We start from the raw sequence: 23,808 nt of genomic DNA, 5'->3' as shown, positions 1-23,808 counted from the left end.
GCATAGTCTGACATAGATATCCTAATGAATACTAGCAACAATGCAGAATACCAACGCATCGTAGTGCTTGATACCGAAACCACAGGTATGAACCGCGAAGGCGGCCCGCATTACGAAGGGCATCGAATTATCGAGATCGGGGCCGTTGAGATTATCAATCGAAAGCTCACTGGGCGGCATTTTCATGTCTATTTAAAACCAGATCGTGAGATTCAACTAGAAGCGATAGAGGTTCACGGTATTACCGATGAGTTTCTGCGTGATAAACCAGAGTACAAACAAGTCCATGAAGAATTCCTAGACTTCATTAAAGGCGCGGAGTTGGTGGCTCACAATGCACCGTTCGACGTGGGCTTCATGGATTATGAATTTGCCAAGCTCGGTGGCTCAGTAATTAAAACCACAGATTTTTGCAAAGTGACCGATACCTTGGCGATGGCCAAACGGATTTTCCCCGGTAAACGCAATAACTTGGACATTCTGTGTGAGCGCTATGGAATAGATAATTCTCACCGAACGCTGCACGGAGCTTTGCTCGATGCGGAGATTTTGGCTGACGTTTATCTGTTGATGACGGGCGGTCAGACGTCATTACAATTTTCAGCCAGCACGCAAAATAGTGGGGAGCTGAACGCAGAATCGTTAAAGCGCGCGCGTTCAGAGCGAAAAGCGTTAAAGGTTTTACACGCTAGCGCCGATGAATTACAAGCACATCAAGAACGTTTAGATTTAGTCGCAAAAAGTGGCACTTGCCTCTGGCGTAATTAGGAGTAGTTATGGTGAGGATTCTCGCGGCGATTGTGGGATGTTTGATTAGTTTGAGTAGCTTGGCGGCAAAGGAGTCTGCGATGTCACTGCTCGATAACCGCTTTCGCGTTGATCCCACGATTTCTCAAATCACTTTCGTGATTTATCGCGAGAAAGAGTCTCAACCAGTGGTCTTGGTTCGCCCTGATGGCACCAAATATTACCAGTGGCGGAATCCTGAGAATGTTCGTTGGTATCAAGAGTCATCAATGGACATTATCTCGATTGATAATCCTATGCCCGGTCCTTGGCAAGCCATTGGTAAAATTACCCCCAAAAACAATATTAAGCTCATCTCTAACCTACAACTCACCACGGATGTGTTTCCGAACCGAGTATTTCAAGGTGAAGAGTTTAAGTTTACTGCCCGTTTAACTTCGGACGGCAAACCTTTGTTACTGCGTGACTTTCTTGACCGAGTTAACCTCAAAATTACCTTTACTAAGTTTGTCGAAAACGAAGACTCGTTGGCAAAAGAGGCTCGCCCGATCCCCGAAGTGCTAGGTGAATTTGCTGACGATGGCACGTTACTGGATGAAAAGCCGGGGGATGGTGTATTTACTGTCTCGCTCAATATGGGGATTGAACCTGGCAAATATCGAGTGCGTATTACTTCGGGAAATGGCGTCTTCTTACGTGCGCAAGAGCAAGAGGTTTTGGTTTATCCAACGCCGATTTCGACCACCTTCATTCAATCTCGGTTAGCTGGAACCCCACATCAGGTGATTTTCACGGGAGAGCAGGGGATGATCGAACCTGGCACCTTGCTGGCCCATATTCGTCATCGTCATCCCTATCAAGATGATTACCTTGCGGAAGCACAAGCGAGTAAAGAGGCTCTGACCGTTAAGTTGCCGATCCCATATGATGGCGAGTTTGGTAACTATACTTGGGATGGAAAGGTGTGGGCCACTGAACTGGCTTCACACCGTGAACTTTATTTTCCTATCAATGAGCGTTCATACAGTGTGGTGGATGAACTCAATATTGCGGAAGTGCGTAGAATTCAGGAAGAGGAAGAAGCGCTAAGGCTTAAAAAAGAGCAAGAACAACTAATGATTCAGATACGTGAAGAGCAGCGTAGCCGCAATACGATGTACATAATTATCGGAAATATTGTGGTGCTGGTTTTAGCGTTAGTGGTGTGGTTTGTACTACGCAAAATCAAGATGAAAAAAGCAGCGCAACCTGAGATGCAATTGAATTTACCGAAGAAGGGTAAGTAATTCGCACGTCAAAACACGGTGATTTGATATAAATAAGAAAGGGAGACGGTATGTCTCCCTTCTGCTTGGCTGCTATCTCAAAAATGACGTCTGAAAGATCAGACGACTTCGGCTTTATTGCGTTGTGAGCGTTTTTTCGCTGCCAACTCTTGTGGGGCAAAGTCATCCACATTAATGGTATAGAGGCGATGAGCTTCTGCTTCACTCAGTAGCGCTGCTTCCTGAATGGTCAATACTTTGGCTTCTAAGCCTATTTTTGCTACTTCATCGAGCTCAGTGAAGGGGCGGCGTTGATTAAGCGCTTTGCACACTTTGTCGAACAGAGGCTCTGCTTGCAAAATGACATGCAGCGCCTGCTCAATTTTGCCAGCAGGGTTGTGATCACTCGGTGTTAAATACTGATTACGACCGATTCTTGAACGTGTGTCACTCGGCGTTTGCAAGATCTGCGCGAGCTTGCTGTCGAGTTTATCGCTTGGTGCTTTACGTACTCGGCCAAATGGCATGATGATCAAACGCAGTGCACGGCCAATAAAGCGATTAGGGAAGTTCGCTAAGAATTCATCAATGGCGATTTCTGTCTGGCGCAAGCTATCTTGCAATCCCCAATGTACCAGAGGGAGATCTTCAACTGGGCGACCATCATTCTCGAAGCGTTTCAAGGTCGCGGAGCTTAAGTAAAGCTGGCTAAGAATATCGCCTAAACGAGCCGATAAACGCTCTTTACGTTTCAAAGAACCGCCAAGTACCGCCATTGAAATATCGGCGAGTAGAGCAAGATTCGCACTGTAACGATTGAGCTGCTGATAGTAACGTTGAGTGGAATCACGAGTTGGCGCTTGTGAGCCGTAACCATCAGTCAAACCGAGCCATAGACTACGTACTAAGTTACTCAATACAAAGCCAACGTGGCCCGCTAAAGCCATATCGAAATTTTCGATAGCATCAGAATTTGGGCTATAAGCCGCTTCCATTTCTTTAAGAACATAAGGATGGCAGCGAATCGCACCTTGACCAAAGATGATCATCGAACGAGTCAGTATGTTTGCACCTTCGACCGTAATGGCAATCGGGGCTCCTTGATAGCCGCGCGCCAAGAAGTTAGCGGGGCCTAAACAGATGCCTTTACCGCCGATGATGTCCATGGCATCAATGATCGAACGTTGTCCACGATGGGTGCAGTGATACTTCACAATGGCGGAAATCACCGAAGGTTTCTCGCCTAAATCGATACCCGCGACAGTGAGATTGCTCGCGGCATCCATCACATAAGCGTTACCCGCTAGACGTGCTAAAGGCTCTTCAATCCCTTCCATCTGGCCGATGGGTTGCTTAAATTGGCGGCGAATACGTGCATAAGCGCCTGTAGCGAGTGCGGCAGATTTAATTCCGCCTGTTGAATTGGAAGGCAGGGTAATGCCTCGTCCAACGGACAGACATTCCACTAACATACGCCAACCTTGTCCGGCCATTTTCGGGCCACCAATAATAAAATCGAGTGGCACAAACAGATCTTTCGCGCGGGTTGGACCATTTTGGAATGGAACGTTCAGAGGGAAATGACGATTGCCAATTTCCACGCCTTTGAGATGCGTAGGAATGAGAGCACAGGTGATGCCGAGATCTTCTTTCTCGCCCAGTAATCCTTCCGGATCACGTAGTTTAAAAGCAAGCCCAAGTACGGTAGCAACAGGCGCGAGCGTAATGTAACGCTTGTTCCACGTCAGGCGCATGCCCAGAACTTCTTTACCTTCCCATTGGCCTTTACACACCACACCGAAATCAGGGATGGAACCTGCATCAGAGCCAGCTTCTGGGCTAGTCAGTGCAAAACAAGGGATTTCTTTACCTTCAGCCAAACGAGGTAGGTAGTGCTTTTTTTGCTCTTCTGTACCGTAGTGTTGTAACAATTCACCGGGGCCCAGTGAGTTAGGTACGCCAACGGTGGAGGAGAGTACACTGGAAACGCCCGTTAGCTTTTGCAGCACGAGAGATTGTGCATAAGCTGAGAACTCTAAACCGCCATATTGCTTTTTGATGATCATGGCGAAGAATTTCTTTTCTTTCAGGAAGGTCCAAACTTCAGGAGGGAGGTCGGCCAACTCGTGAGTGACTTGGTAATCGCTGACCATGGCACACACTTCATTGACTGGGCCATCAAGGAAGGCTTGCTCTTCCGCACTCAGTTTAGGTGCAGGGATCGTATGCAGTTTTTTCCAGTCTGGTTGGCCTTTAAATAGCTCTGCTTCCCACCACACGGTTCCAGCTTCCAAAGCTTCTTTCTCGGTCTGTGACATTGCAGGCAGTACTTTTTTAAATACCGCTAAAGCTTTGCCACTGATTAAGGATTGGCGAACTGATGGCAGGCAGAGTACAACCACTGTCGTCAAATAGATCACCCAACCGAAAAAGCCAACAGGCCCAAACAGTGAAAGCGCTAGCATGGTGAAGGTCAGTGCTGCTAATGAGGTAAATAGGGATGTTCTTTGATACAGGCATGCGCCGAGTATCAAGAGCATGATTAAGGTAGAGAGCAAGATTTCCATACAGTTTTATCCTTTTTCAGACTCGCCTTTTTCTATAAGTAGATACGAAAATCGCGACTCCAAGTTTGGTGGTCTAACCAGTTAAATTGTAATCAATCTATTAATGAAATGTAAAACGACATTTTATGCGAAAGTGATCTAACTAGAGTAATCACTCTTTTTTGTTCACTCTGACTTAGATGGATTTACTCACTAGGAGTAAATCTTGCTTTTTGACTCTCGACAGTTCAGCTTGTTTGGGTAAACTCAGGTGGATACTGAATAGAAGTGCCAAGAGCGCTCGGTTCGAATAACAAATAATCAATAAGAGAGATGCCTCATGTACCAGGATTTAATTAGAAGTGAACTGACCGAAGCGGCTGACGTTTTGCAGAAGTTTTTGAGCGATGATCATAATCTCGCGCAAATTGAAGCCGCGGCTAAGCTGATTGCCGATTCATTCAAGCAAGGTGGGAAAGTGCTTTCTTGCGGTAATGGTGGCTCACACTGTGATGCCATGCACTTTGCTGAGGAATTAACAGGCCGTTACCGGGAAAACCGCCCTGGTTATCCTGGTATTGCGATTTCAGATCCAAGCCATCTGTCTTGTGTAAGTAATGATTTTGGTTACGAGTACGTGTTCTCTCGCTATGTTGAAGCAGTTGGTGCCAAAGGTGATGTGTTGTTTGGCCTGTCTACTTCGGGTAACTCAGGCAACATCCTGAAAGCGATTGATGCGGCGAAAGCAAAAGGCATGAAAACGATCGCTTTGACCGGTAAAGATGGCGGCAAAATGGCAGGTCTAGCGGATGTTGAAATTCGTGTTCCACATTTTGGTTACGCAGATCGTATTCAAGAAGTGCACATCAAGATCATCCACATCGTCATTCAATTGATTGAAAAAGAGATGGCCTAAGGTTCTCTTGTTACACCCTGCCATTACGGCCGGGCGATTGGTTTAAGTAAGGAGTGGTTTAAACCATGTGTGAATTGCTCGGCATGAGCGCGAATGTTCCAACCGATATCTGTTTTAGCTTTACTGGCTTGATGCAACGTGGTGGAAAAACAGGCCCGCATCGTGATGGCTGGGGGATCGCTTTTTACGAAGGCAAAGGCTTTCGCACATTTAAAGATCCGAATCCCAGTAGTCAGTCAAAAATTGCTGAATTAGTCCAGCAGTACCCGATCAAAAGCTGTGCGGTGGTCAGTCATATTCGGCAAGCCAACCGCGGTGGCGTCAATCTGGAAAACACACATCCATTCACGCGTGAATTATGGGGTCAATATTGGACGTTTGCCCATAATGGACAATTGACGGGATATCAAAGTCTAGTCACTGGACACCATCGACCGGTTGGTGAGACTGACAGCGAACTGGCGTTTTGTTGGTTGCTGAATCAAATGGAACAGCGTTACCCCGAAGGTCCGCAAGATTGGCCTGAGATGCTGCGTTATGTTGCGCAGTGTTGTGATGAGCTTAGAGCTCTCGGTGTCTTTAATATGCTGCTGTCTAATGGCGAATATGTGATGGCGTATTGCAGCAATCATTTGTATTGGATCACTCGCCGAGCCCCATTTGGCCACGCAGCACTGCTCGATGAAGATGTCGAAATTAATTTCCAAGAAGAGACGACGCCCAATGATGTGGTGTCAGTGATTGCGACTCAACCGTTAACCGGTAATGAAACTTGGCAGCGTATGAAGCCGGGGCAATTCGCATTTTTCCATTTTGGAGAGCGTATAGAAGACAATGCCCATGTGTTGATGGATGTGGATTTTGCACCGGGGCGACCCGGATGTCAGGCTCCAAGCCAACCTCTCGACTAAGCGATATCCCCTTCCTACTTGAAGCTGCAGCTGTGTTGGCTACGTTCGTTCACCCCAATCACATAGTTTATGTTGTCTGGGAATAAAGAGTGGTACAAAAAGAAAGGGTTGAATGATTTCAACCCTTTTTCGATTTGAGATTAGTCGGCCGCGTAACCGTGCATGCCGAGCGCTTCATCATCAAGATAAGCTTTGCCTTCTTTCATTTCTAAACGCCCTTCAACGAACCATTTCACGACAAGCGGGTAGATGCGATGCTCTTGAACCTGCACGCGAGCAGTGAGCTCATCGACCGTATCTTCTTCGAAAATAGGTACTTTTGCTCGCAGAATCACTGGCCCACCATCCAACTGTTCAGTAACGAAATGTACGCTCGTGCCATGTTCTTCATCACCCGCGTGGATTGCACGTTGATAAGTATTTAGCCCTGGATACTTTGGCAGTAACGAAGGGTGGATATTGATCATTCGACCCAGATAATGGCGAACAAATTCACTACTTAGGATGCGCATGTAACCTGCGAGCACCACTAAGTCAGGAGCAAATTTATCCATCTGCTCCATCAGTGCAGCATCAAAGGCATCACGAGTTTCGTAAGCTTTGGGATCAATAAAACAGGCGGCTGCACCAGCCTGTTTTGCGCGTTCTAAACCGTAAGCTGTTGCTTTATTGGAAAACACAGCCGTCACTTTGCCATCTTGAATACTGGTTTCACAAGCATCAATGATCGCTTGCAGGTTGGTTCCGTTTCCCGAAATTAAAACAACAATACTCTTCATGCTTAGTTGATCTCTACCTGTGCTTCGTTGCTATTAGCTGCTGCGATTTCGCCGATCACCCATGCATTTTCGCCTTCCGCTTGGAGTAGCTCTACAGCTGCATCAGCTTGATCCTTTGGCAGAGCAATGATCAAACCAACACCACAGTTGAAAGTACGGTACATTTCGTGAGTGGTCACGTTACCTTTTTCTTGTAGCCATTGGAAAATGACTGGCCATTCCCAGCTCTTAGCATCGATCACTGCTTTAGTACCTTCTGGCAGTACGCGTGGAATGTTTTCCCAGAACCCACCGCCAGTAATGTGAGAGATTGCGTGAATATCGTGTTCAGCAATCAGCTTTAAACCTGACTTGATGTAAATCTTGGTCGGCGCGAGTAAGTGCTCACCAATGGTTTTGCCTGCTAAAAGCTCACTCTTATCGGCTTTAGAGACTTCTAAAATCTTACGTACCAGCGAGTAACCGTTGGAGTGTGGGCCGCTAGAGCCAACTGCAATTAGCGAGTCACCCACTTGTACTTTGCTGCCGTCGATGATCTCTTCTTTTTCAACAACGCCGACACAAAAGCCTGCAACGTCGTAGTCTTCACCTTCGTACATTCCTGGCATTTCAGCGGTTTCGCCACCAATCAGCGCACAACCTGCTTGCAAACAGCCATCGGCAATGCCGGAAATGACTTCGGCTGCGGTATCCACATCCAGCTTGCCAGTCGCGTAATAATCGAGGAAAAACAGCGGCTCAGCGCCTTGAACGATCAGATCATTAACGCACATAGCAACGAGATCGATGCCGATGGTGTCGTGTTTTTTCATATCCAGTGCGAGACGTAGTTTGGTACCTACGCCGTCTGTACCAGAGACTAAAACTGGGTGTTTGTATTTGGTTGGTAGCTCACACAGTGCGCCAAAACCACCTAGGCCACCCATAACTTCAGGGCGACGGGTGCGCTTCACTGCGCCTTTAATTCGTTCAACGAGTGCATTACCTGCATCAATATCGACACCTGCATCTTTATAGCTGAGAGATGGATTATTACCGCTCACGGGGAAGTTCCTCGGTCTAGTTGGATATGAAAACGGCGCTATTCTACAGGGCTTAAAACAAAAAGGAAAACGTTTGCGCAAGATTTTTATCCGGTTTTACAGTCGGAAAAGTCGACAAAATAAGTGTATAATCCGCAGGTTTAAATTAATGAAGCCGGAGTTGGACATGAAAATTGTTGAAGTTAAGCACCCTCTTGTAAAACACAAACTTGGCCTGATGCGTGAAGGCGATATCAGCACTAAGCGTTTTCGCGAGCTTGCGACAGAAGTTGGTAGCCTGCTGACTTATGAAGCGACTTCTGACTTTGAAACCGAAAAAGTCACGATCGAAGGCTGGAATGGTCCAGTACAAGTGGATCAGATCAAAGGTAAAAAAGTAACAGTAGTGCCAATCTTACGTGCGGGTCTTGGCATGATGGATGGTGTACTTGAACACATCCCAAGTGCGCGTATCAGCGTAGTGGGTATTTACCGTGACGAAGAAACACTTGAGCCAGTGCCTTACTTCAATAAGCTGGCTTCTAACATTGAAGAGCGTATTGCCCTAGTGGTTGATCCTATGCTGGCAACCGGTGGTTCTATGATCGCCACTATCGACCTGTTGAAAGAGAAAGGCTGTAACCAGATTAAAGTTCTGGTGCTGGTGGCGGCTCCTGAAGGCATTGCTGCTCTGGAAAAGGCACACCCTGATGTAGAGCTTTACACGGCGGCTATCGATGAGAAGCTGAACGACAAAGGCTACATCGTTCCTGGTCTTGGTGATGCTGGCGACAAGATTTTTGGTACTAAGTAATCCTAATAAGGCTTTGTGATAAGAAAGCGCAACCGAAACATAGGATTTGTATCAATAAAAAGGGAAGCTTATGGCTTCCCTTTTCTGTTCTATGTGGCATGACAAGGTTATTTCGACTTTCTTAGGCTCAAGGTGCCGCCAGTGCGTGGGGTTGGACGCGGGGTTGGTTTTGATGCTGTTGAAGAGTTTGATGAAGAACTCGTTGGACGGCGCTGAGCCTTTTTCGAGTTTGGGGCATGGCGAAACTCTTGCGCATTTTTACCGTGATAGGTTTTTGGGTTGCGGCGAGCTTTGGATTCTTTATTGGCTTCACGACTATCAAACAGCTTGGCATCGGTCGCACGCTTAATGCTGTCACCACTTTGTGCGACACGTGATGCTTCTTCCGTACCACTTGAATCCTCACACATGGCCAGAATTTCATTCACTTCTGCTTCGCTTAAATAACGCCATTTACCGTTTGGAATCCCATCTAACGTGATGTTCATGATCCGCACACGGCGCAATTTAAATACTTCATACCCCAAGGCTTCACACATGCGGCGAATCTGGCGGTTCAGCCCTTGAGTGAGCACAATGCGAAACGAATATTGTGTCTCTTGAGTCACTTTACAGGGCAGAGTGACAGTATCGAGGATGTTCACTCCAGATGACATCTGACGGATAAATTCAGGTGTAATAGGTTTATCAACCCGTACTACATACTCTTTTTCGTGGTTATTACCTGCACGTAGGATTTTATTCACGATATCGCCATCATTGGTTAGGAAGATCAGTCCGTCAGACGGCTTATCTAAACGACCAATCGGGAAAATGCGTTTGTGGTGACCAATAAAGTCAACAATGTTCCCCTGAACATCGCGTTCCGTGGTACAGGTAATGCCTGTTGGCTTGTTTAAAGCAATATAGATAGGGCGTTCTTTGCTGCGTAGCGGCTTGCCATCAATACACACTTCATCTTGTTCTGTGACTTTGCTACCGACTTCAGGCTGTGCGCCATTGAGGGTTACGCGGCCTTGTTCAATCAGTTTGTCAGCCTCACGGCGTGAGCAAAAACCAGTTTCACTGATAAATTTATTAAGGCGTTTTTCAATCGGTTGGGACATACAATCTCCTAACGTTTCACAACGGATGGTGCACAAAATCCGCGCATTCTAACAGCTTTGCCTGCTTAGCCAAGACGTTTCTGATGACGCTCACGGTTTTCCGCTTTTTTCTCCGCACTCTTACGAAGTAAGACATAAACGGCACCAGTGCCGCCATGCAGTCGTTGCGCGGAATGAGCACACTGCACTTCGCTGATTTGAGTCAGCCAATGGCTGACAAAACTCTTCATTAATGCGGGAGGGGTAGACCGTTCGCCTCGACCATGCACAATCAACAAGGTACGAATATCCATCGCTATACACTGGCGAATAAATTGGATCACCTCACTGCGTGCTTCTTTAAGCGTTTTTCGATGTAAGTCTAAGCGTGCTTGAATGGGGTATTTGCCCAATCTGAGCTTGCGGTAAACGCCATCTTGTACCCCATCGCGCTTAAATTCGAGCATGTCATCAGGCTTAAGCATGGGGGCATGCTCGATGGAGAGATCATCGGGGTCATGGTCTGCCAAGCTCACTGCCGCTTCACGTTTAGCCAGTTGAGCTTCGGTGACTTGGTGAGATTTTTTGAGTTCAACGGTGTCATGGGTAATGGTTTTTACATCGCCCATCATTTGTTGAAAAAGTTCGAGTTCATCTTGCGACATAACAGAACATCAAAGTTATTTCACATGGCGCTGATTATATACCTCCAATTTGGCAAGTTGCACTGAGTTGAGCGGGGAAAGGGCGTGATGCAGATGAGTGCACAATAAAAAACCGGAGCAGACACGCAGTCGGCTCCGGTGCATAGCGTTGTTCTATTTTTCAATAGAGGCTAGCGATCTAGTGAGGAGATTCGTCGTTCATTACTTTGTAGATGAAGAAACCGCCATAGAACAGCATAAGACCTAAAGCGCCCAAGATGACTATCATTGAAGAGAGTCCAATGGCATTACCAAAAAGAAGATTGAGCCAGAAGTCCATGTTTCCTCCAAAGTGTTGAAGACATGGTAACGTTAAATTTTGGCTACATTTGCAGCACTGATCTGGATCAATTGTGTTGCATAGGTTACTTATATGTTTCCGATGTTGGGGTGTGAGTCACATTTTTTTCGTGCTTTGGTGGTGTTTTGAGCGAACGGTTTAAGCTATGCAGAAAGACTAGCTTAAAGGGTTGCGTTTCCGGAAATGGCGAGTAATATACGCAGCGTTCCGGTGAATAGCGCAGTTTGGTAGCGCATCTGGTTTGGGACCAGAGGGTCGGGGGTTCGAATCCCTCTTCACCGACCATATTTAAGGCCTCAGCATTTATGCTGGGGCCTTTTACTTTCTGCCATTACTCATTTTGTCTAGAAATTGCTGTTTGAAATGGCAAAGCCATTGGCTCAACGTTGCTCAGAAAACATCAGCCATCATATTCACTCGAAAAATGAGCAATTTGCTTCAGTGCTTTGATTTAGTTGTTTGATGCTAAAGCCCTTTTTCTTGAGTTGGGCTAGTAAGCTATGTTCACCAACCAAATGCAAAGTTCCAACGACCACCAGATAAGGCTTATCTTGCTCTGGCAAAAAACTGGTTTGGCTCAATTTTTCTGCCCAGTCTTGATTACGTGCAATCAGCATTTTGTCCTCTAATTCGGGCGACATTTCACTCAGCTTTGCCACTTCTAATAGCTTGTCCTGATCGCCATTTTTCCAGCTCTGAATCATGCATTCAGTAAGCTTGGCGTTGATTTCCCAATCCTTGATTAAACCCACCAACAGCTCTTCACCTGAATTAGGCAACCCTGCTAATAGATCAAGCTGAAACTGTAAGGTTTCTAAACCCAGTACTGGAATTTGCTGTTGTTCTGCTTGATGCATGAAATAAAGGTCGATGCCTCGATCGGCTTGATAGCCCAGCTCTAAAAATTGGCGCATTTGTATTAGCAAACTTGTAGACCAAGGTGGAAGTTGGCGCAATTGTTGGCCATTGAGCCCAAGCTGTTGCGCTATGCGATCTAACACAAAAAGTTGTTCATCACTCAATACGTGTTCACTACTGACCATCGAAGAGGCAGGGGCGGCTGAACCTGCACGGATATCCGTTTCAACCACTAAGCCAGCACTGTGTTTCAGAGCTTGTTCAACTTCTTTCGGGAGTGGGTAGAGATCATCTCGCCCTACATGCAATGAACCCATGATCAATAACTGGGTCGTGCCTTTAGTGGCTGACCAGAACAGCGGTTCAGCATGAAGAGTTTGAGTAAACAGCAATAATAAGCTGATAAATATTCGGCATCGCATTGAATGTATGAACCCCACAATGGTTCGACAAAAACGTTACTTTATCAGTGAATTAACGTTTTTGACGGAGTGTTAATAATGACAAAGCTCACATCTTGTCGATTTGTTCGAGTTGAATCACGAATTGATGGTTTTTTTTGGTGTGATCTATGTCGTCTTTTAGTCGGTGTATGTGATTGATAAACGTGACATCTATTACAAGAAATCTCGTCAAAACCTAACTATCGATTTTGACGTTTTTTATATGTCTATGATATTTATTGATTTTCAATAAATGTCAAAATGTAAAGTTTGAAGTGGATCACTGCCATAAATGATTAATTTTGCGCTTAGAAAAAAGTGCCGCTAAATATCCCCTGAATTTTAGGTAAAGCCATTGGCTGATGTCGTTGTGAGATTGGGTGCAGGCAGAGCATCCTCATCGTTAACCAATTTAGGGTAATCATTATGCTGAAAAAGAGTCTTGTCTCGATTGCGGTATTCACTTCATTAAGTGGCTGCGCACTCAACACTACGTCACCACAAGAGGTGGTAGACACATTAGCGAATAACTTGGATGTTCAATACCAAGTAGTGAACAATCACGGTGCAGATACCGGTTTGGCTTGTCAAACACTAGAGGCTGAGTGGGCATCTTGTAACCAAGTCAATATGACCTTGGTTAACCGAGGTGAGGCGGTTAATTCAAAAGATTGGGCCATTTACTTCCACAGTATTCGCTTGATCCTCGATGTAGGTAATGACCAGTTCAAAATTACTCGCGTAACAGGTGACCTACATAAACTGGAACCTACCGATAAGTTTGATGGTTTTGCCGCAGGTGAAACAGTGACTCTACCGCTGATTGGTGAATACTGGACGCTGTTTGAAACTGACTTCATGCCACGCGCTTTTGTAACTGCGCCCGATGCCGAGCCAAAAGTGATTGCTTCTTTGAACACGGAAGATGTGGATAGTTTTGTGTCTGGCCTAGAGGGTGAAAAGCTCAAGCGTACTCCTAGCGATAACAATGTATTTGCTCAAGCGCTGTCTCGCTTTGAAAAGAACAGTGATGTCGCTTTGCAAGATGTTTCCAGCGCACTGATCCCAACGCCACTGCAAGTCAAAACGCAATCAGGTTCAGTGTCTATCGCGAAAGGTATTGCGCTACCGAGCAAAGCATTTGACGGCGAGCAAATGCAAGCGCTGAATGAGCGCGCGCAACTGCTTGGTGTGAACCTGAAAGGGGTAATGCCGGCACAAATCGCCATCAATCCTAAAGCCTTTAAAGGTGAGTTGGCCAAATCTGGTGCTTACCGTTTAGCTATCAACTCTAAGGTGATTAAAGTTACCGCATATGACCAAGCAGGCGCTTTCTACGCAATGCAATCGCTACTGGGTTTAGTTGATATGGCAGATGTTTCTCAACTACCAAAAGTAGAAATCGTTGATGCTCCACGCTTTGATTACCGTGGCGTGATGGTCGATGTTGCGCGTAACTTCCACTCTAAACAAGCGATTCTGGCGACCTTGGATCAAATGGCGGCTTACAAAATGAATAAGCTGCATCTGCACCTGACTGATGACGAAGGCTGGCGTATTGAAATCCCAGGATTGCCAGAGCTGACTGAGATTGGTGGTCAACGTTGTTTTGACCCGAGTGAAACGGAATGTGTATTGCCACAATTGGGTTCTGGTCCAAATGCCGATAACTTTGGCTCTGGCTACTTCACTCAGCAAGATTACCTAGAGATCCTGCAATACGCAAAAGCACGTCATATCGAAGTGATCCCTGAAATTGATATGCCAGCGCACGCTCGTGCTGCCGTTGTTTCCATGGAAGCGCGTTACCAACGTTTAATGCAAGAGGGCAATGAGGCGGCAGCCAATGAGTTCCGTCTACTGGATCCGCAAGATACCTCTAACGTCACCACAGTGCAGTTCTATGATCGTATGAGCTTTATCAACCCATGCTTAGATTCGTCAAAGCGCTTTGTGGATAAAGTGATCTCTGAGATTGCGGCAATGCATCAAGCAGCAGGTATGCCTCTGACAACGTGGCACTTTGGTGGCGACGAAGCGAAAAACATCAAGTTGGGTGCTGGCTTCCAAGATACCAACACTCAAGAGCCGGTAAGCTGGAAGGGCAACTTGGATCTGAGCAAGCAAGATAAGCCTTTTGCGCGTTCGCCACAGTGTCAAAACTTGATTGCAACGGGTGCAGTGAGTGATTTCGGCCACTTACCAAGCTACTTTGCTGAGCAAGTGTCTAAGCTGGTGGCAGAGAAAGGCATTCCTAACTTCCAAGCATGGCAAGATGGCTTGAAATACAGCGAAGGCGAAAAAGCGTTCGCGACGGAAAGCACGCGTGTGAACTTCTGGGATGTGCTGTACTGGGGCGGCTCTGCTTCTGCCTATGAATGGGCTGAGAAAGGTTATGATGTGATCATTTCTAACCCTGACTACGTGTACATGGATATGCCTTACGAAGTGGATCCTAAAGAACGTGGTTACTACTGGGCAACGCGTGCAACTGATACACGTAAGATGTTTGGTTTTGCACCGGAAAACTTGCCACAAAACGCAGAAACCTCACTGGACCGTGATGGCAATAGCTTCAGTGGTAAAGGCGAAGTGAAAGGTAAGCCTTTCTATGGTCTGTCTGCGCAGCTTTGGTCTGAAACCGTACGTACCGATGAGCAATATGAATACATGGTATTCCCTCGCGTGCTCGCAGCCGCTGAGCGTGCATGGCATCGTGCGGATTGGGAAAACACTTACAAAGCCGGTGTGGAATATTCGCAGGAGACTCAGTTGGTTAACGATAAAGCGCTGAATGCAGATTGGAATCGTTTTGCTAACGTATTGGGTCAACGTGAGCTGGCCAAACTTGAGAAAGCAGGCATTGATTACCGCCTCCCAGTTCCGGGAGCCAAGATCGAGAACGGTCATTTGGCCATGAACGTTCAGTTCCCTGGTGTCACGCTGCAATACTCACTGGATGGTCAAACTTGGTTGGATTATGACGCGAAGCAAGCGCCAAAAGTGAACGGAGAAGTTTGGATTCGCTCTGTTTCTGCCAGCGGTGAGCGTACCAGCCGAGTGACTTCGCTAAAATAATCGAACACTCATTTCACTGAATGGATAATGAAAGCCTCCGCATGCGGAGGCTTTTCTTTTGTCTTTTTCTAGAAGAAAAAGTTATGAGACAGCGCTTTGTGTCTAGCCCTTTATTCTCTTCGATAAAAAGGAGAGATCAGTTTCCTTTATGGAAACGGTATTCAAACACTTGGCCGCGCTCATTAAAGGCGTATACCGCGTAGCTGTCTTTCTTATCGCCGTATTCCATGCCCGGTGAACCCATTGGCATTCCCGGAACCGCGAGCCCTTTCGCATTTTTCGGTGGGTTAGCCAGAAAGTCTTTAATGTCTTGCGCTGGAATGTGACCTTCAAAGACATAACCGCCGATCTCTGCGGTATGGCAAGAGGCCAGTTTTGGTTTTACCCCAAGTTGTTGCTTAATCCCATTCATGTCGTCATGCAGGACTTCTTTAACCGTAAAACCATTTTCTTCCATGTGTTTGGTCCATTCGGTGCAACAACCACAGTAAGGTGATTTGTGATTCACTACATCAACGGCAAGCGCTTGCCCTGAAAAAGCTGCAAATAGGGCGAGTGTCATAATTGATCGTTTCATGATTTACCTCATTGAGAATGTTGGTCGAAAGAAATTTTGCTCCAGCGCAGTCGATTGGCATTGCTGACTACGGTAATGGAGGAGAGCGCCATCGCAGCTCCTGCGATAACTGGGCTAAGCAAAAATCCAAAAGCCGGGTAAAGTACACCCGCAGCGATAGGAATGCCAAGCGTGTTGTAAATAAATGCGCCAAACAGGTTCTGCTTCATATTGCGAACGGTGGCCTGAGAAAGCTCAATCGCACTGACCACACTCGTTGGCGATGAGTTCAAAAGTGTCATCTGTGCGCTCTCGATCGCCACATCACTGCCACTACCCATTGCAATACCAATGTCGGCAAGTGCCAGAGCTGGGGCATCATTAATACCATCACCAATCATAGCCACTTTGCGGCCTTGTTGTTGCAAAGCTTGAATGTGCTGCGCTTTTTGGTCTGGCAGTACTTGCGCAATCACTTGCGAGATACCGAGCTCTTTGGCAATGGCATTCGCGACCGAAGCGTGGTCGCCAGTCAGCATCACGGTATGAATTCCAAGCTCATTGAGCTTACGTACCGCTTGTGCTGAGGTGGGTTTTATCGGATCGGCAATCGCCAATAGACCTTGCAACATACCACGATAAGCCACTGCAACCGGAGTCCATGCTTGTGCTGCAAATTGTTCTAGAGTCGATTCAGCCATAGACAAATCAATGCCTTGCTCTTTCATAAAAGCCAATGAGCCGACAAGCACGGTTTGATTTTGGTAATCGGCCGATAGTCCACGCCCACGTTGGTTAGTGAATTGGCTGATGTCCACAGGGCTAATATTGCGCTGTTTCGCGTAATCACAGATCGCTTTAGCCAGTGGGTGTTCAGATTGCTGCTCAAGGGCATAGGCTAGGGCAAGTAATTGGTTTTCATCACCCTGCATGACATGCAGTGATTGAATACTCGGTTTGCCTAAGGTCAGAGTCCCCGTTTTATCAAATACGACGGTATCTACCTGACTTGCAGTTTGCAGTACATTGGCATCGCGAATCAAAATCCCCATCTCTGCCGCCTTGCCAATACCCACGGTAATGGAGAGCGGGGTGGCAAGCCCCAAAGCACAAGGGCAGGCGATGATCAGCACAGTCGTCGCAACGACTAACATGTAACTGGCTTTAGGATCTGGGCCATACAGATACCAAAGTGCGGCAGACAGGATGGCAATGAACACCACGACAGGGACGAAGACGGACGAAATCTGGTCTGCTAAACGAGCAATCGCAGGTTTACTGCTTTGCGCTTGTCTTACCATCTGGATAATACGAGCCAGCATAGTTTCCGAACCAATGCCAGTAGCAGTGATCACTAAGCTGCCATCTTGGTTCAACGTGCCTGCTGCGACTTTCGCGCCTGCTTCTTTAAGAACTGGAATCGGCTCACCGGTGAGCATGGACTCATCCAGATAGGAGTGGCCCGTACTGACCACACCATCGACAGGAACTTGCTCTCCGGGTTTGATGCGCAGTGACATCCCCAGTTGAATATCCGCGACAGCGATGGATTGATCGCCTTGTTCAGTCACCAACGTTGCTTGCTGTGGTTGTAAGTTAAGTAAGGCTTGCAGTGAGCGATTAGTATTGCTTTTGGCTTTGGTTTCAATGTAATGACCCAATGAAATCAAACCAATGATCATTGCCGTTGCTTCGAAGTACACATGACGCGCTGCATCAGGGAACGCTTGCGGCCAAGCCACCACGAGCATGGAGTAAAACCAAGCAGCCCCTGTACCCAATGCGACGAGAGTATCCATTGTCGCTCTGCCATGAGTCAGTGCTTGCCACGCATTAATAAAGAAGTGGCGTCCGGCGGTGAGCAGCAGTGCGAAACAGATGACGCCGATTCCCCCCCATACCATTTGATCACTGTTGTTGCGGATCATCATGTTGCCGCCAAACACGCCCCACAGCATTAAAGGCGCACCCAGAGCGATACCCAATAAGGCACTCTGTTTATGCTCTTTTTGTAAAGCATCGAGTTGCGCTTGCTGTTTAGCTTGTTGCTGCGCTGGGTCATCTAAGATCTCAGCTTGGTAGCCTGCACTTTGAATGGCGTTAAGCAGTGGTTGCGGATTGGCGAAATTGGCTTTTACCAAGGCACTTTGTTCTGCGAGGTTAACTTGCGCACTCTGCACTCCCTCAACAGAAAGCAGGGCTTTTTCCACCGATGCCACACAACTGGCGCAGGTCATCCCTTTAATTAGAAGAGAGAGCGTTTGGCTAGAAGCCTCAGTTAGTTCTGTGTTCGAGGAGTTTTCAGCATCAGGAGTGTCTATTTTCTTCTCATCAATAGAGGCTGCTGGCGTGAATGTTGATTCTTGTTCTGCTTCTATAGCCTGATAGCCCACTTCCGCCACCAGCGCTCTCACTTGTTCAGCGGTTAAGGTTGTGACGAGCGAAAGCTGATCTTTACTGACTTGCAGTTTGGCAATTTCTGCCTGCGCGTTGAGGTGCGTGGTCAGTTTATTCACACAGCGACCACAATTTAAACCTTGTAGCTGATATGTTTGCTCAGTGCCGCCTTGATAACCCAGCGATTCAATACTGGTGAGCACCTCATTTAAGGAGGCATTGGTATGCAGTTCAATTGAGGTTGGCGTCAGCGTTTCGATCTCGAGGGTGAGATCTTGATTGAGTTGGCGCTCCAATTTTCGAGCACAGCCCATGCAATTTAGGCCACGCAGAGGTAAGGCAAAATAGTTCATTTTCATTCCTCCCATTGGAATGAGAATAAGGATAAACCTTGACCTTAAGGTAAGGTCAACCCTTACTTCTCACACTCATTTCGGTGAGTGTGAACTTGCCGAAAATCGTGCGTAGCATCGCGCCAACTCGGGTGTTAGAATACCGCCCAAAATTTCGCATGCTGAGCACTCAGCAAAAGAATCTCACAAAGGTAATTGAAATGACGGTTAAAACTCGTTTTGCGCCTAGTCCAACTGGGTATCTGCACGTAGGTGGTGCGCGTACAGCACTCTATTCTTGGTTGTATGCAAAAAGCCAAGGCGGCGAATTTGTTCTACGTATTGAAGATACTGACTTAGAACGCTCTACTCAGGCGGCGGTAGATGCCATCATTGAAGGCATGACTTGGTTAGGCTTGGAATGGGATGAAGGTCCATACTACCAAACCAAACGTTTTGACCGTTACAACCAAGTGATTGATCAGCTGTTGGCTGAAGGCAAAGCCTACAAGTGCTATGCCCCGAAAGAGCTATTGGATGAAATCCGCGCTGAGCAAGAAGCGAACAAAGAGATGCCGCGCTACGATGCGAATCATCCAAAAATCAAAGCGGTCAATGAAGCAGCGAAAGAAGGCGAACCTTGCTGTATCCGTTTCCGCAACCCGAAAGAGGGTAGCGTAGTTTTTGATGACCAAATTCGTGGCCGCATCGAAATCCGTAACGACCAACTGGATGATCTGATCATCCGTCGTACTGATGGCACTCCAACCTATAACTTCTGTGTGGTAGTGGATGATGTCGATATGGGTATCAGCCATGTGATTCGTGGTGAAGACCATATCAACAACACGCCACGCCAGATCAACATTTATAAAGCAATGGGTGCAACTATCCCAACGTTTGCACACTGTGCAATGATCTTGGGTGATGATGGTGCCAAGCTATCTAAGCGTCATGGCGCGGTTTCTGTGATGCAATACCGTGATGACGGCTACCTGCCAGAAGCGCTGTTGAACTACTTAGTGCGTCTAGGTTGGGGACATGGCGACCAAGAGATCTTCTCTCGCGATGAAATGATCAACCTATTCAGCCTTGGCGCAATTTCAAAATCAGCGTCAGCGTTTAACACTGACAAACTGCTATGGTTGAACAACCACTACATCAAGACTTCAGAACCTGAGTATGTGGCGAAACACCTTGAGTGGCATTTTGATCATCAAGGCATTAACAAAGCGACTGGCCCTGCATTAGCTGAAGTGGTGAAGTTAGTGGGTGAGCGTTGCAATACCCTAGTTGAGCTAGCGCAGCAGTCACGTTACTTCTACGAAGATTTTGCTGAGTTTGATGCTGATGCCGCGAAGAAACATCTTCGTGGTGTAGCGAAAGAACCATTGATGCTGGCTCTGAGCAAGATTGAAGCTCTGACTGAATGGAATACAGAAGCGCTGCACCAAGTGATCGCGCAAGTATGTGAAGAGCTTGAGATCGGCATGGGCAAAATCGGTATGCCACTGCGTGTTGCAGTAACAGGTGGTGGTCAATCACCTTCTGTGGATGCAGTTATGAACCTTATCGGTCAAGAGCGTGTAATTGCACGTATCAAAATGGCATTAGCTTATATTGAGACTCGAGAAGTGAATGCATAACTAATTAATTGCATAAAAACCCAAAGCCGCAGAATAAACTGCGGCTTTTTTATTATTTGTTGAAATTTGCCGATAGTCCAATGGTATTAAGTTAACGGCTTGTGTTTTAGTTTTTTCTCATTTTTAGCAAAGACGTGACAAAATAATAACCGAAAGGCTCTTTTTCTTTTCATTTCATCCGCTATAGTGATGCCAACAAAAAGGCCTTATGACTCGAGCAAGAGCAAACCTTTTTGAACGGTCATGAGTTAATCAATGGCTCAGGACGATAATCATAATGAAAAAAGGAAATATCATGAAAAAGCTAGCGGCAATTATTTCAGCGACGTTACTTTTTGCTTCTTCTGCAGCAGTGGCAGAGGTGTATGTCGGAGGTAAGGTCGGTAAATCTTGGTTGGATGACGCATGTCAAGCTGGTCAAACTTGTGATGAGGATGATAAAGCAATTGGTGCGTTTCTGGGCTACCAAGCAAACCCATGGCTCTCTATCGAAGCGGGATACGATTACTTAGGTAAATTCACCGCTGCAGGATTGGCAGATGAGAAGGTACAAGCGTATACGCTAGCACCAAGAGTTAGCCTACCTCTCACAGAAGGTATTGCGCTTTATGGTAAATTCGGTGGTGCTTTTGTTGATTACGGCAGCCAAGAAGACTACTCATACTTAGGTGCAGCGGGTCTGGAATTTAACACCAACAACAACGTTACTATGCGTTTGGAATACCAAAACCTAACTGACATTAACAACGATATCGTACGCGCTAGCGCAGAAAGTGCGACATTGGGTGTTGTGTACAAATTTGGTGGCAGCGAAGAGCCTGCTCCAGTGGTTGAACAGCGTCCAGCTGAACCAGCACCTGTTGCAGCTCCAGTAGAGAAAGTGGCAGTAACGAAGACATTCACTTTCCAACACTTGGACAGTGGTACGTTTGCTAACAACAGTGCTCAGTTGAAACCAGCAATGGAGTCAAAACTCGACAAGCTAGTGGGTTACCTAAAACAATACCCACAAGCAACCGTTGAAGTTGTTGGCCACACCGATTCAACTGGCTCAGATGCTTACAACCAAAAACTGTCTGAGAAACGTGCTCAAGCAGTAGCAAAAGCTCTGGAAGCTCAGGGTATCGAAGCTTCTCGCATCACGGCTAAAGGCCAGGGCGAAAGCAACCCAATCGCTTCTAATGCAACGGCAGAAGGTCGTGAGAAGAACCGCCGTGTTGAGCTAGTGATCCCAGAATTCCAGTACCAAGTGACTGAGTAATTTACGGTCATTATAAAGATTCACTCTACAAAGGCCCGTAAGGGCCTTTGTTTTTCTCGATGTAGCAAGTATGTCGAGATGGAGATAGGAGAGGTCGTTGGCTTATTTCAGATCGATACTGTTCAAACGTCCCATGTAAACCAAAATATCGAGGCAATCTTTATGGGCTGCCAACAGGGCTTTTTTGGTTCTAGTGTAGGCGGCTAATTTACCGTGTTTGTTAATAGAGCACACCACGCTTCGGAAATGACATTTTCCGCGTTCATCATATTCTCGCCATGCCGCAATATAACAAGCATCTCTGGCGTCAGGATTATCCTGAGTGGGGCGAGGTTTATGGATGATTTTGGGTTCTAGGCTGTGTGGTAGTCGCGTCATCAAGAACGGGTCCTTGAGGATTTGCCGCCAAAATTTCCCCCACATTTCAGAGCCCAATTGATTGCGAAGCAGAATCGCTTTCTTGAGTCCTTTCTTTTCACCCAGTCGAACAAAACCAACCGAACGATGCAAGACCGTATCATCAGGACTATGAATATGAATTTTATACGCGGTCTTCGCTTTTGAAATAAAGCGATGTCCGGTGTTGGTTTCAAGATTACTTTTCGGCATGTCGTGCTTTATGGATAAAACTGTTAATAGTAATAGTAGAAGATTTTATCTAGCACGAGAAGAAATCAGCGTAAGGAATGACCTAAGATTGACACTGGAGTGTGGCAACAAAGTAAGACAAATTCTTTGTGAAAAACTAACTGATTGAGAAATATGGCGCTCCCGACAGGATTTGAACCTGTGACCTGCCCCTTAGGAGGGGGCTGCGCTATCCGGCTGTGCCACGTGAGCGGAGAAGAAGTGCCCAGTTGGACACTTCATGGGGTTTGTTAAAGCTGCTTATGCATTACATCGCCAATTTGAATGCTATAAGCGAGCTCAGGTTGATCCACCGTTAATTCTGCCTCATGTTCGTAAACTCGAGATACCGTCAACGTAATTTCACTTTGCGTCACTTTATTGCGTGGCAAACCTTGCTGATCAATGAATGCACCAGTGTGCCATAGTCGAAGTTTGTCACCTTGCTGCACGCCGTGAATACGTCCGAGATCCATTGTCACCGTGGTATCAAATTTAGCAATCACCTGTGGCAGTGTAATTTTACAGGAAATCTCAGATTCGAGATCAAGCATGATATTGCGGCTTACACGCAGCATCATCTCGCCGTAAGTCGATGCCCAGAAACGAGCACTACGAGTATCAATTTGGCTGGTTTTAGGGAATGGCCAACGTGCCACTTCACGATAAGTTCGCGTCATCACTTCGTTACCCGTTTTTCCATCAAACACATTGATTTCCATGGCAAACTGTCTGTTTATGAGATCGTCTTTCAGTGTTTTTTGCTCAATGGTTGCGGTTAAATCGGTGATTACGCCGCCGATAATGTATTGAGCACCTGCATCTTGGGCGATCATCTTGATGCGCTCTGGTGCTTTAGGGTCAATATCATATTGAGTCGTCCCTACAGAAACAAAACTGCGAGACTCCTGTTCTAGACGACGATTGATCACTTGTGCGAAATCATCACCGAGTTGATAAATCTGTCCCATCACAGCTTGTTGTGGAGAGGCAAGATCAATGTTTCCTATCAGCATGGTTTTCTTGTATTGCTCAGCGTGGCAAGCCGTTGCCGATGGGTAAATGTCGATACGGGTGCGTACGTACATAACGTTGTTAATATTTTTCCGTTCTTCAATCAAGATGTAACGCACTTCATGGTTGGAGAATAAGTATTCACGGCGATCTGCTTCCAGAAGCGGCATTAAATTGCTGATGCTGCCAATATCTGCCCCGGCAAAATTCACCGCTTTATATAAAGCGTCTTCCAGTGCATGTAAGCGTGCCACTTCTTCTGAAGAAACTATGGCGGCAGATCCTGTCACTTCGTACCAAGCTGCATGAGCTACCTGAAGATAGAGGCTCATGCAAAGTGCTGAAATGATAGATAAAATATTTTTTTTCATCGTAATATCCCAAGTGGGTATAAATTTTGCTTTTCAAATCCTAACTGATGTAGGCATTGCAATTCCTAATACTGATAGATTGAGAAAAGCAAGGAGCGTTCCAGTTTAATCGAGTGAGAGGCTGAAACGCGCGCC

19 protein-coding genes and 2 tRNA genes are annotated in these 23,808 nt (G+C 46.5%); 9 read left to right on the top strand and 12 right to left on the bottom strand.

What is annotated here, in order from left to right:
• Nucleotides 1-24 precede the first annotated feature (24 nt).
• Both dnaQ and VOA_RS02315 read left to right on the top strand, forming a co-directional pair.
• Nucleotides 25-768, top strand: a complete 744-nt coding sequence (gene dnaQ / locus VOA_RS02310; protein ID WP_001098057.1) for a DNA polymerase III subunit epsilon — start codon at nt 25-27, stop codon at nt 766-768.
• Between the two features lie 8 nt (nt 769-776).
• Nucleotides 777-2,033: a TIGR03503 family protein gene (locus VOA_RS02315; RefSeq protein ID WP_000251647.1), complete on the top strand. Its 1,257-nt coding sequence runs from the start codon at nt 777-779 to the stop codon at nt 2,031-2,033.
• Between the two features lie 98 nt (nt 2,034-2,131).
• On the opposite strand, the gene fadE is transcribed toward VOA_RS02315, so the two are convergent.
• On the bottom strand, nt 2,132-4,579 hold the full coding sequence (gene fadE, locus VOA_RS02320) for an acyl-CoA dehydrogenase FadE (protein ID WP_000404368.1): 2,448 nt from the start codon (nt 4,577-4,579) through the stop codon (nt 2,132-2,134).
• Nucleotides 4,580-4,898: 319 nt separating this feature from the next.
• Between fadE and lpcA the strand changes: the two genes are divergently transcribed.
• Together lpcA and VOA_RS02330 are read left to right on the top strand one after the other, a co-directional pair.
• Nucleotides 4,899-5,474: a D-sedoheptulose 7-phosphate isomerase gene (gene lpcA, locus VOA_RS02325; protein WP_000284060.1), complete on the top strand. Its 576-nt coding sequence runs from the start codon at nt 4,899-4,901 to the stop codon at nt 5,472-5,474.
• Between the two features lie 65 nt (nt 5,475-5,539).
• On the top strand, nt 5,540-6,385 hold the full coding sequence (locus VOA_RS02330) for a class II glutamine amidotransferase (protein ID WP_000333361.1): 846 nt from the start codon (nt 5,540-5,542) through the stop codon (nt 6,383-6,385).
• Between the two features lie 140 nt (nt 6,386-6,525).
• On the opposite strand, the gene purN is transcribed toward VOA_RS02330, so the two are convergent.
• Both purN and purM read right to left on the bottom strand, forming a co-directional pair.
• A complete protein-coding gene (gene purN / locus VOA_RS02335) occupies nt 6,526-7,164 on the bottom strand; it encodes a phosphoribosylglycinamide formyltransferase (RefSeq protein ID WP_000836543.1) in 639 nt (212 codons plus the stop codon).
• A 2-nt stretch (nt 7,165-7,166) separates the two neighbouring features.
• Nucleotides 7,167-8,207: a phosphoribosylformylglycinamidine cyclo-ligase gene (purM, locus tag VOA_RS02340; protein ID WP_000016429.1), complete on the bottom strand. Its 1,041-nt coding sequence runs from the start codon at nt 8,205-8,207 to the stop codon at nt 7,167-7,169.
• Between the two features lie 166 nt (nt 8,208-8,373).
• Between purM and upp the strand changes: the two genes are divergently transcribed.
• The gene (gene upp / locus VOA_RS02345; RefSeq protein WP_000706206.1) at nt 8,374-9,000 is read left to right on the top strand and encodes a uracil phosphoribosyltransferase; all 627 of its coding nucleotides are present in this window, start codon (nt 8,374-8,376) and stop codon (nt 8,998-9,000) included.
• Between the two features lie 107 nt (nt 9,001-9,107).
• Here the strand turns inward: upp and rluF are convergent, their stop codons facing one another.
• From rluF to VOA_RS02360, 3 genes are all read right to left on the bottom strand, one after another.
• Complete coding sequence (rluF, locus tag VOA_RS02350; RefSeq protein WP_000081867.1) at nt 9,108-10,106, bottom strand: 23S rRNA pseudouridine(2604) synthase RluF; 999 nt, start codon at nt 10,104-10,106, stop codon at nt 9,108-9,110.
• 65 nt (nt 10,107-10,171) lie between these two features.
• Nucleotides 10,172-10,750: a DNA endonuclease SmrA gene (gene smrA / locus VOA_RS02355; protein WP_000076096.1), complete on the bottom strand. Its 579-nt coding sequence runs from the start codon at nt 10,748-10,750 to the stop codon at nt 10,172-10,174.
• Between the two features lie 178 nt (nt 10,751-10,928).
• Entirely contained in the window at nt 10,929-11,069 is a 141-nt protein-coding gene (locus tag VOA_RS02360) for a DUF3149 domain-containing protein (protein ID WP_000348349.1), read from the bottom strand.
• A 229-nt stretch (nt 11,070-11,298) separates the two neighbouring features.
• Here VOA_RS02360 and VOA_RS02365 point away from each other — a divergent pair.
• Nucleotides 11,299-11,375 (top strand) — tRNA-Pro (locus VOA_RS02365).
• Between the two features lie 128 nt (nt 11,376-11,503).
• Here the strand turns inward: VOA_RS02365 and VOA_RS02370 are convergent.
• The gene (locus tag VOA_RS02370; RefSeq protein WP_032468382.1) at nt 11,504-12,370 is read right to left on the bottom strand and encodes a TraB/GumN family protein; all 867 of its coding nucleotides are present in this window, start codon (nt 12,368-12,370) and stop codon (nt 11,504-11,506) included.
• A 447-nt stretch (nt 12,371-12,817) separates the two neighbouring features.
• On the opposite strand from VOA_RS02370, the gene VOA_RS02375 reads away from it, so the two are divergent.
• On the top strand, nt 12,818-15,469 hold the full coding sequence (locus VOA_RS02375) for a family 20 glycosylhydrolase (RefSeq protein WP_000914941.1): 2,652 nt from the start codon (nt 12,818-12,820) through the stop codon (nt 15,467-15,469).
• A gap of 136 nt (nt 15,470-15,605) precedes the next feature.
• Here VOA_RS02375 and VOA_RS02380 read toward each other — a convergent pair whose 3' ends face one another.
• Complete coding sequence (locus VOA_RS02380; RefSeq protein WP_000830505.1) at nt 15,606-16,046, bottom strand: DUF411 domain-containing protein; 441 nt, start codon at nt 16,044-16,046, stop codon at nt 15,606-15,608.
• Nucleotides 16,047-16,054: 8 nt separating this feature from the next.
• Nucleotides 16,055-18,775: a copper-translocating P-type ATPase CopA gene (copA, locus tag VOA_RS02385; protein ID WP_001105684.1), complete on the bottom strand. Its 2,721-nt coding sequence runs from the start codon at nt 18,773-18,775 to the stop codon at nt 16,055-16,057.
• Between the two features lie 200 nt (nt 18,776-18,975).
• On the opposite strand from copA, the gene gltX reads away from it, so the two are divergent.
• Together gltX and VOA_RS02395 are read left to right on the top strand one after the other, a co-directional pair.
• The gene (gene gltX, locus VOA_RS02390; protein ID WP_009356153.1) at nt 18,976-20,400 is read left to right on the top strand and encodes a glutamate--tRNA ligase; all 1,425 of its coding nucleotides are present in this window, start codon (nt 18,976-18,978) and stop codon (nt 20,398-20,400) included.
• 295 nt (nt 20,401-20,695) lie between these two features.
• Nucleotides 20,696-21,661: an OmpA family protein gene (locus VOA_RS02395; RefSeq protein WP_000731539.1), complete on the top strand. Its 966-nt coding sequence runs from the start codon at nt 20,696-20,698 to the stop codon at nt 21,659-21,661.
• Nucleotides 21,662-21,763: 102 nt separating this feature from the next.
• Here the strand turns inward: VOA_RS02395 and VOA_RS0118685 are convergent, their stop codons facing one another.
• From VOA_RS0118685 to VOA_RS02405, 3 genes are all read right to left on the bottom strand, one after another.
• Nucleotides 21,764-22,270: a hypothetical protein gene (locus VOA_RS0118685; RefSeq protein WP_001126722.1), complete on the bottom strand. Its 507-nt coding sequence runs from the start codon at nt 22,268-22,270 to the stop codon at nt 21,764-21,766.
• Between the two features lie 154 nt (nt 22,271-22,424).
• Nucleotides 22,425-22,501 (bottom strand) — tRNA-Arg (locus VOA_RS02400).
• Between the two features lie 38 nt (nt 22,502-22,539).
• Complete coding sequence (locus VOA_RS02405) at nt 22,540-23,673, bottom strand: flagellar assembly protein FlgT (protein WP_000739484.1); 1,134 nt, start codon at nt 23,671-23,673, stop codon at nt 22,540-22,542.
• Nucleotides 23,674-23,808 lie beyond the last annotated feature (135 nt).

It is taken from the genome of Vibrio sp. RC586 (assembly GCF_000176715.1).
In the GTDB taxonomy this organism is placed as follows: domain Bacteria; phylum Pseudomonadota; class Gammaproteobacteria; order Enterobacterales; family Vibrionaceae; genus Vibrio.
The sequence above is the reverse complement of the archived record's forward strand: the minus strand, read 5'-3'. Positions and strand labels throughout refer to the sequence as shown.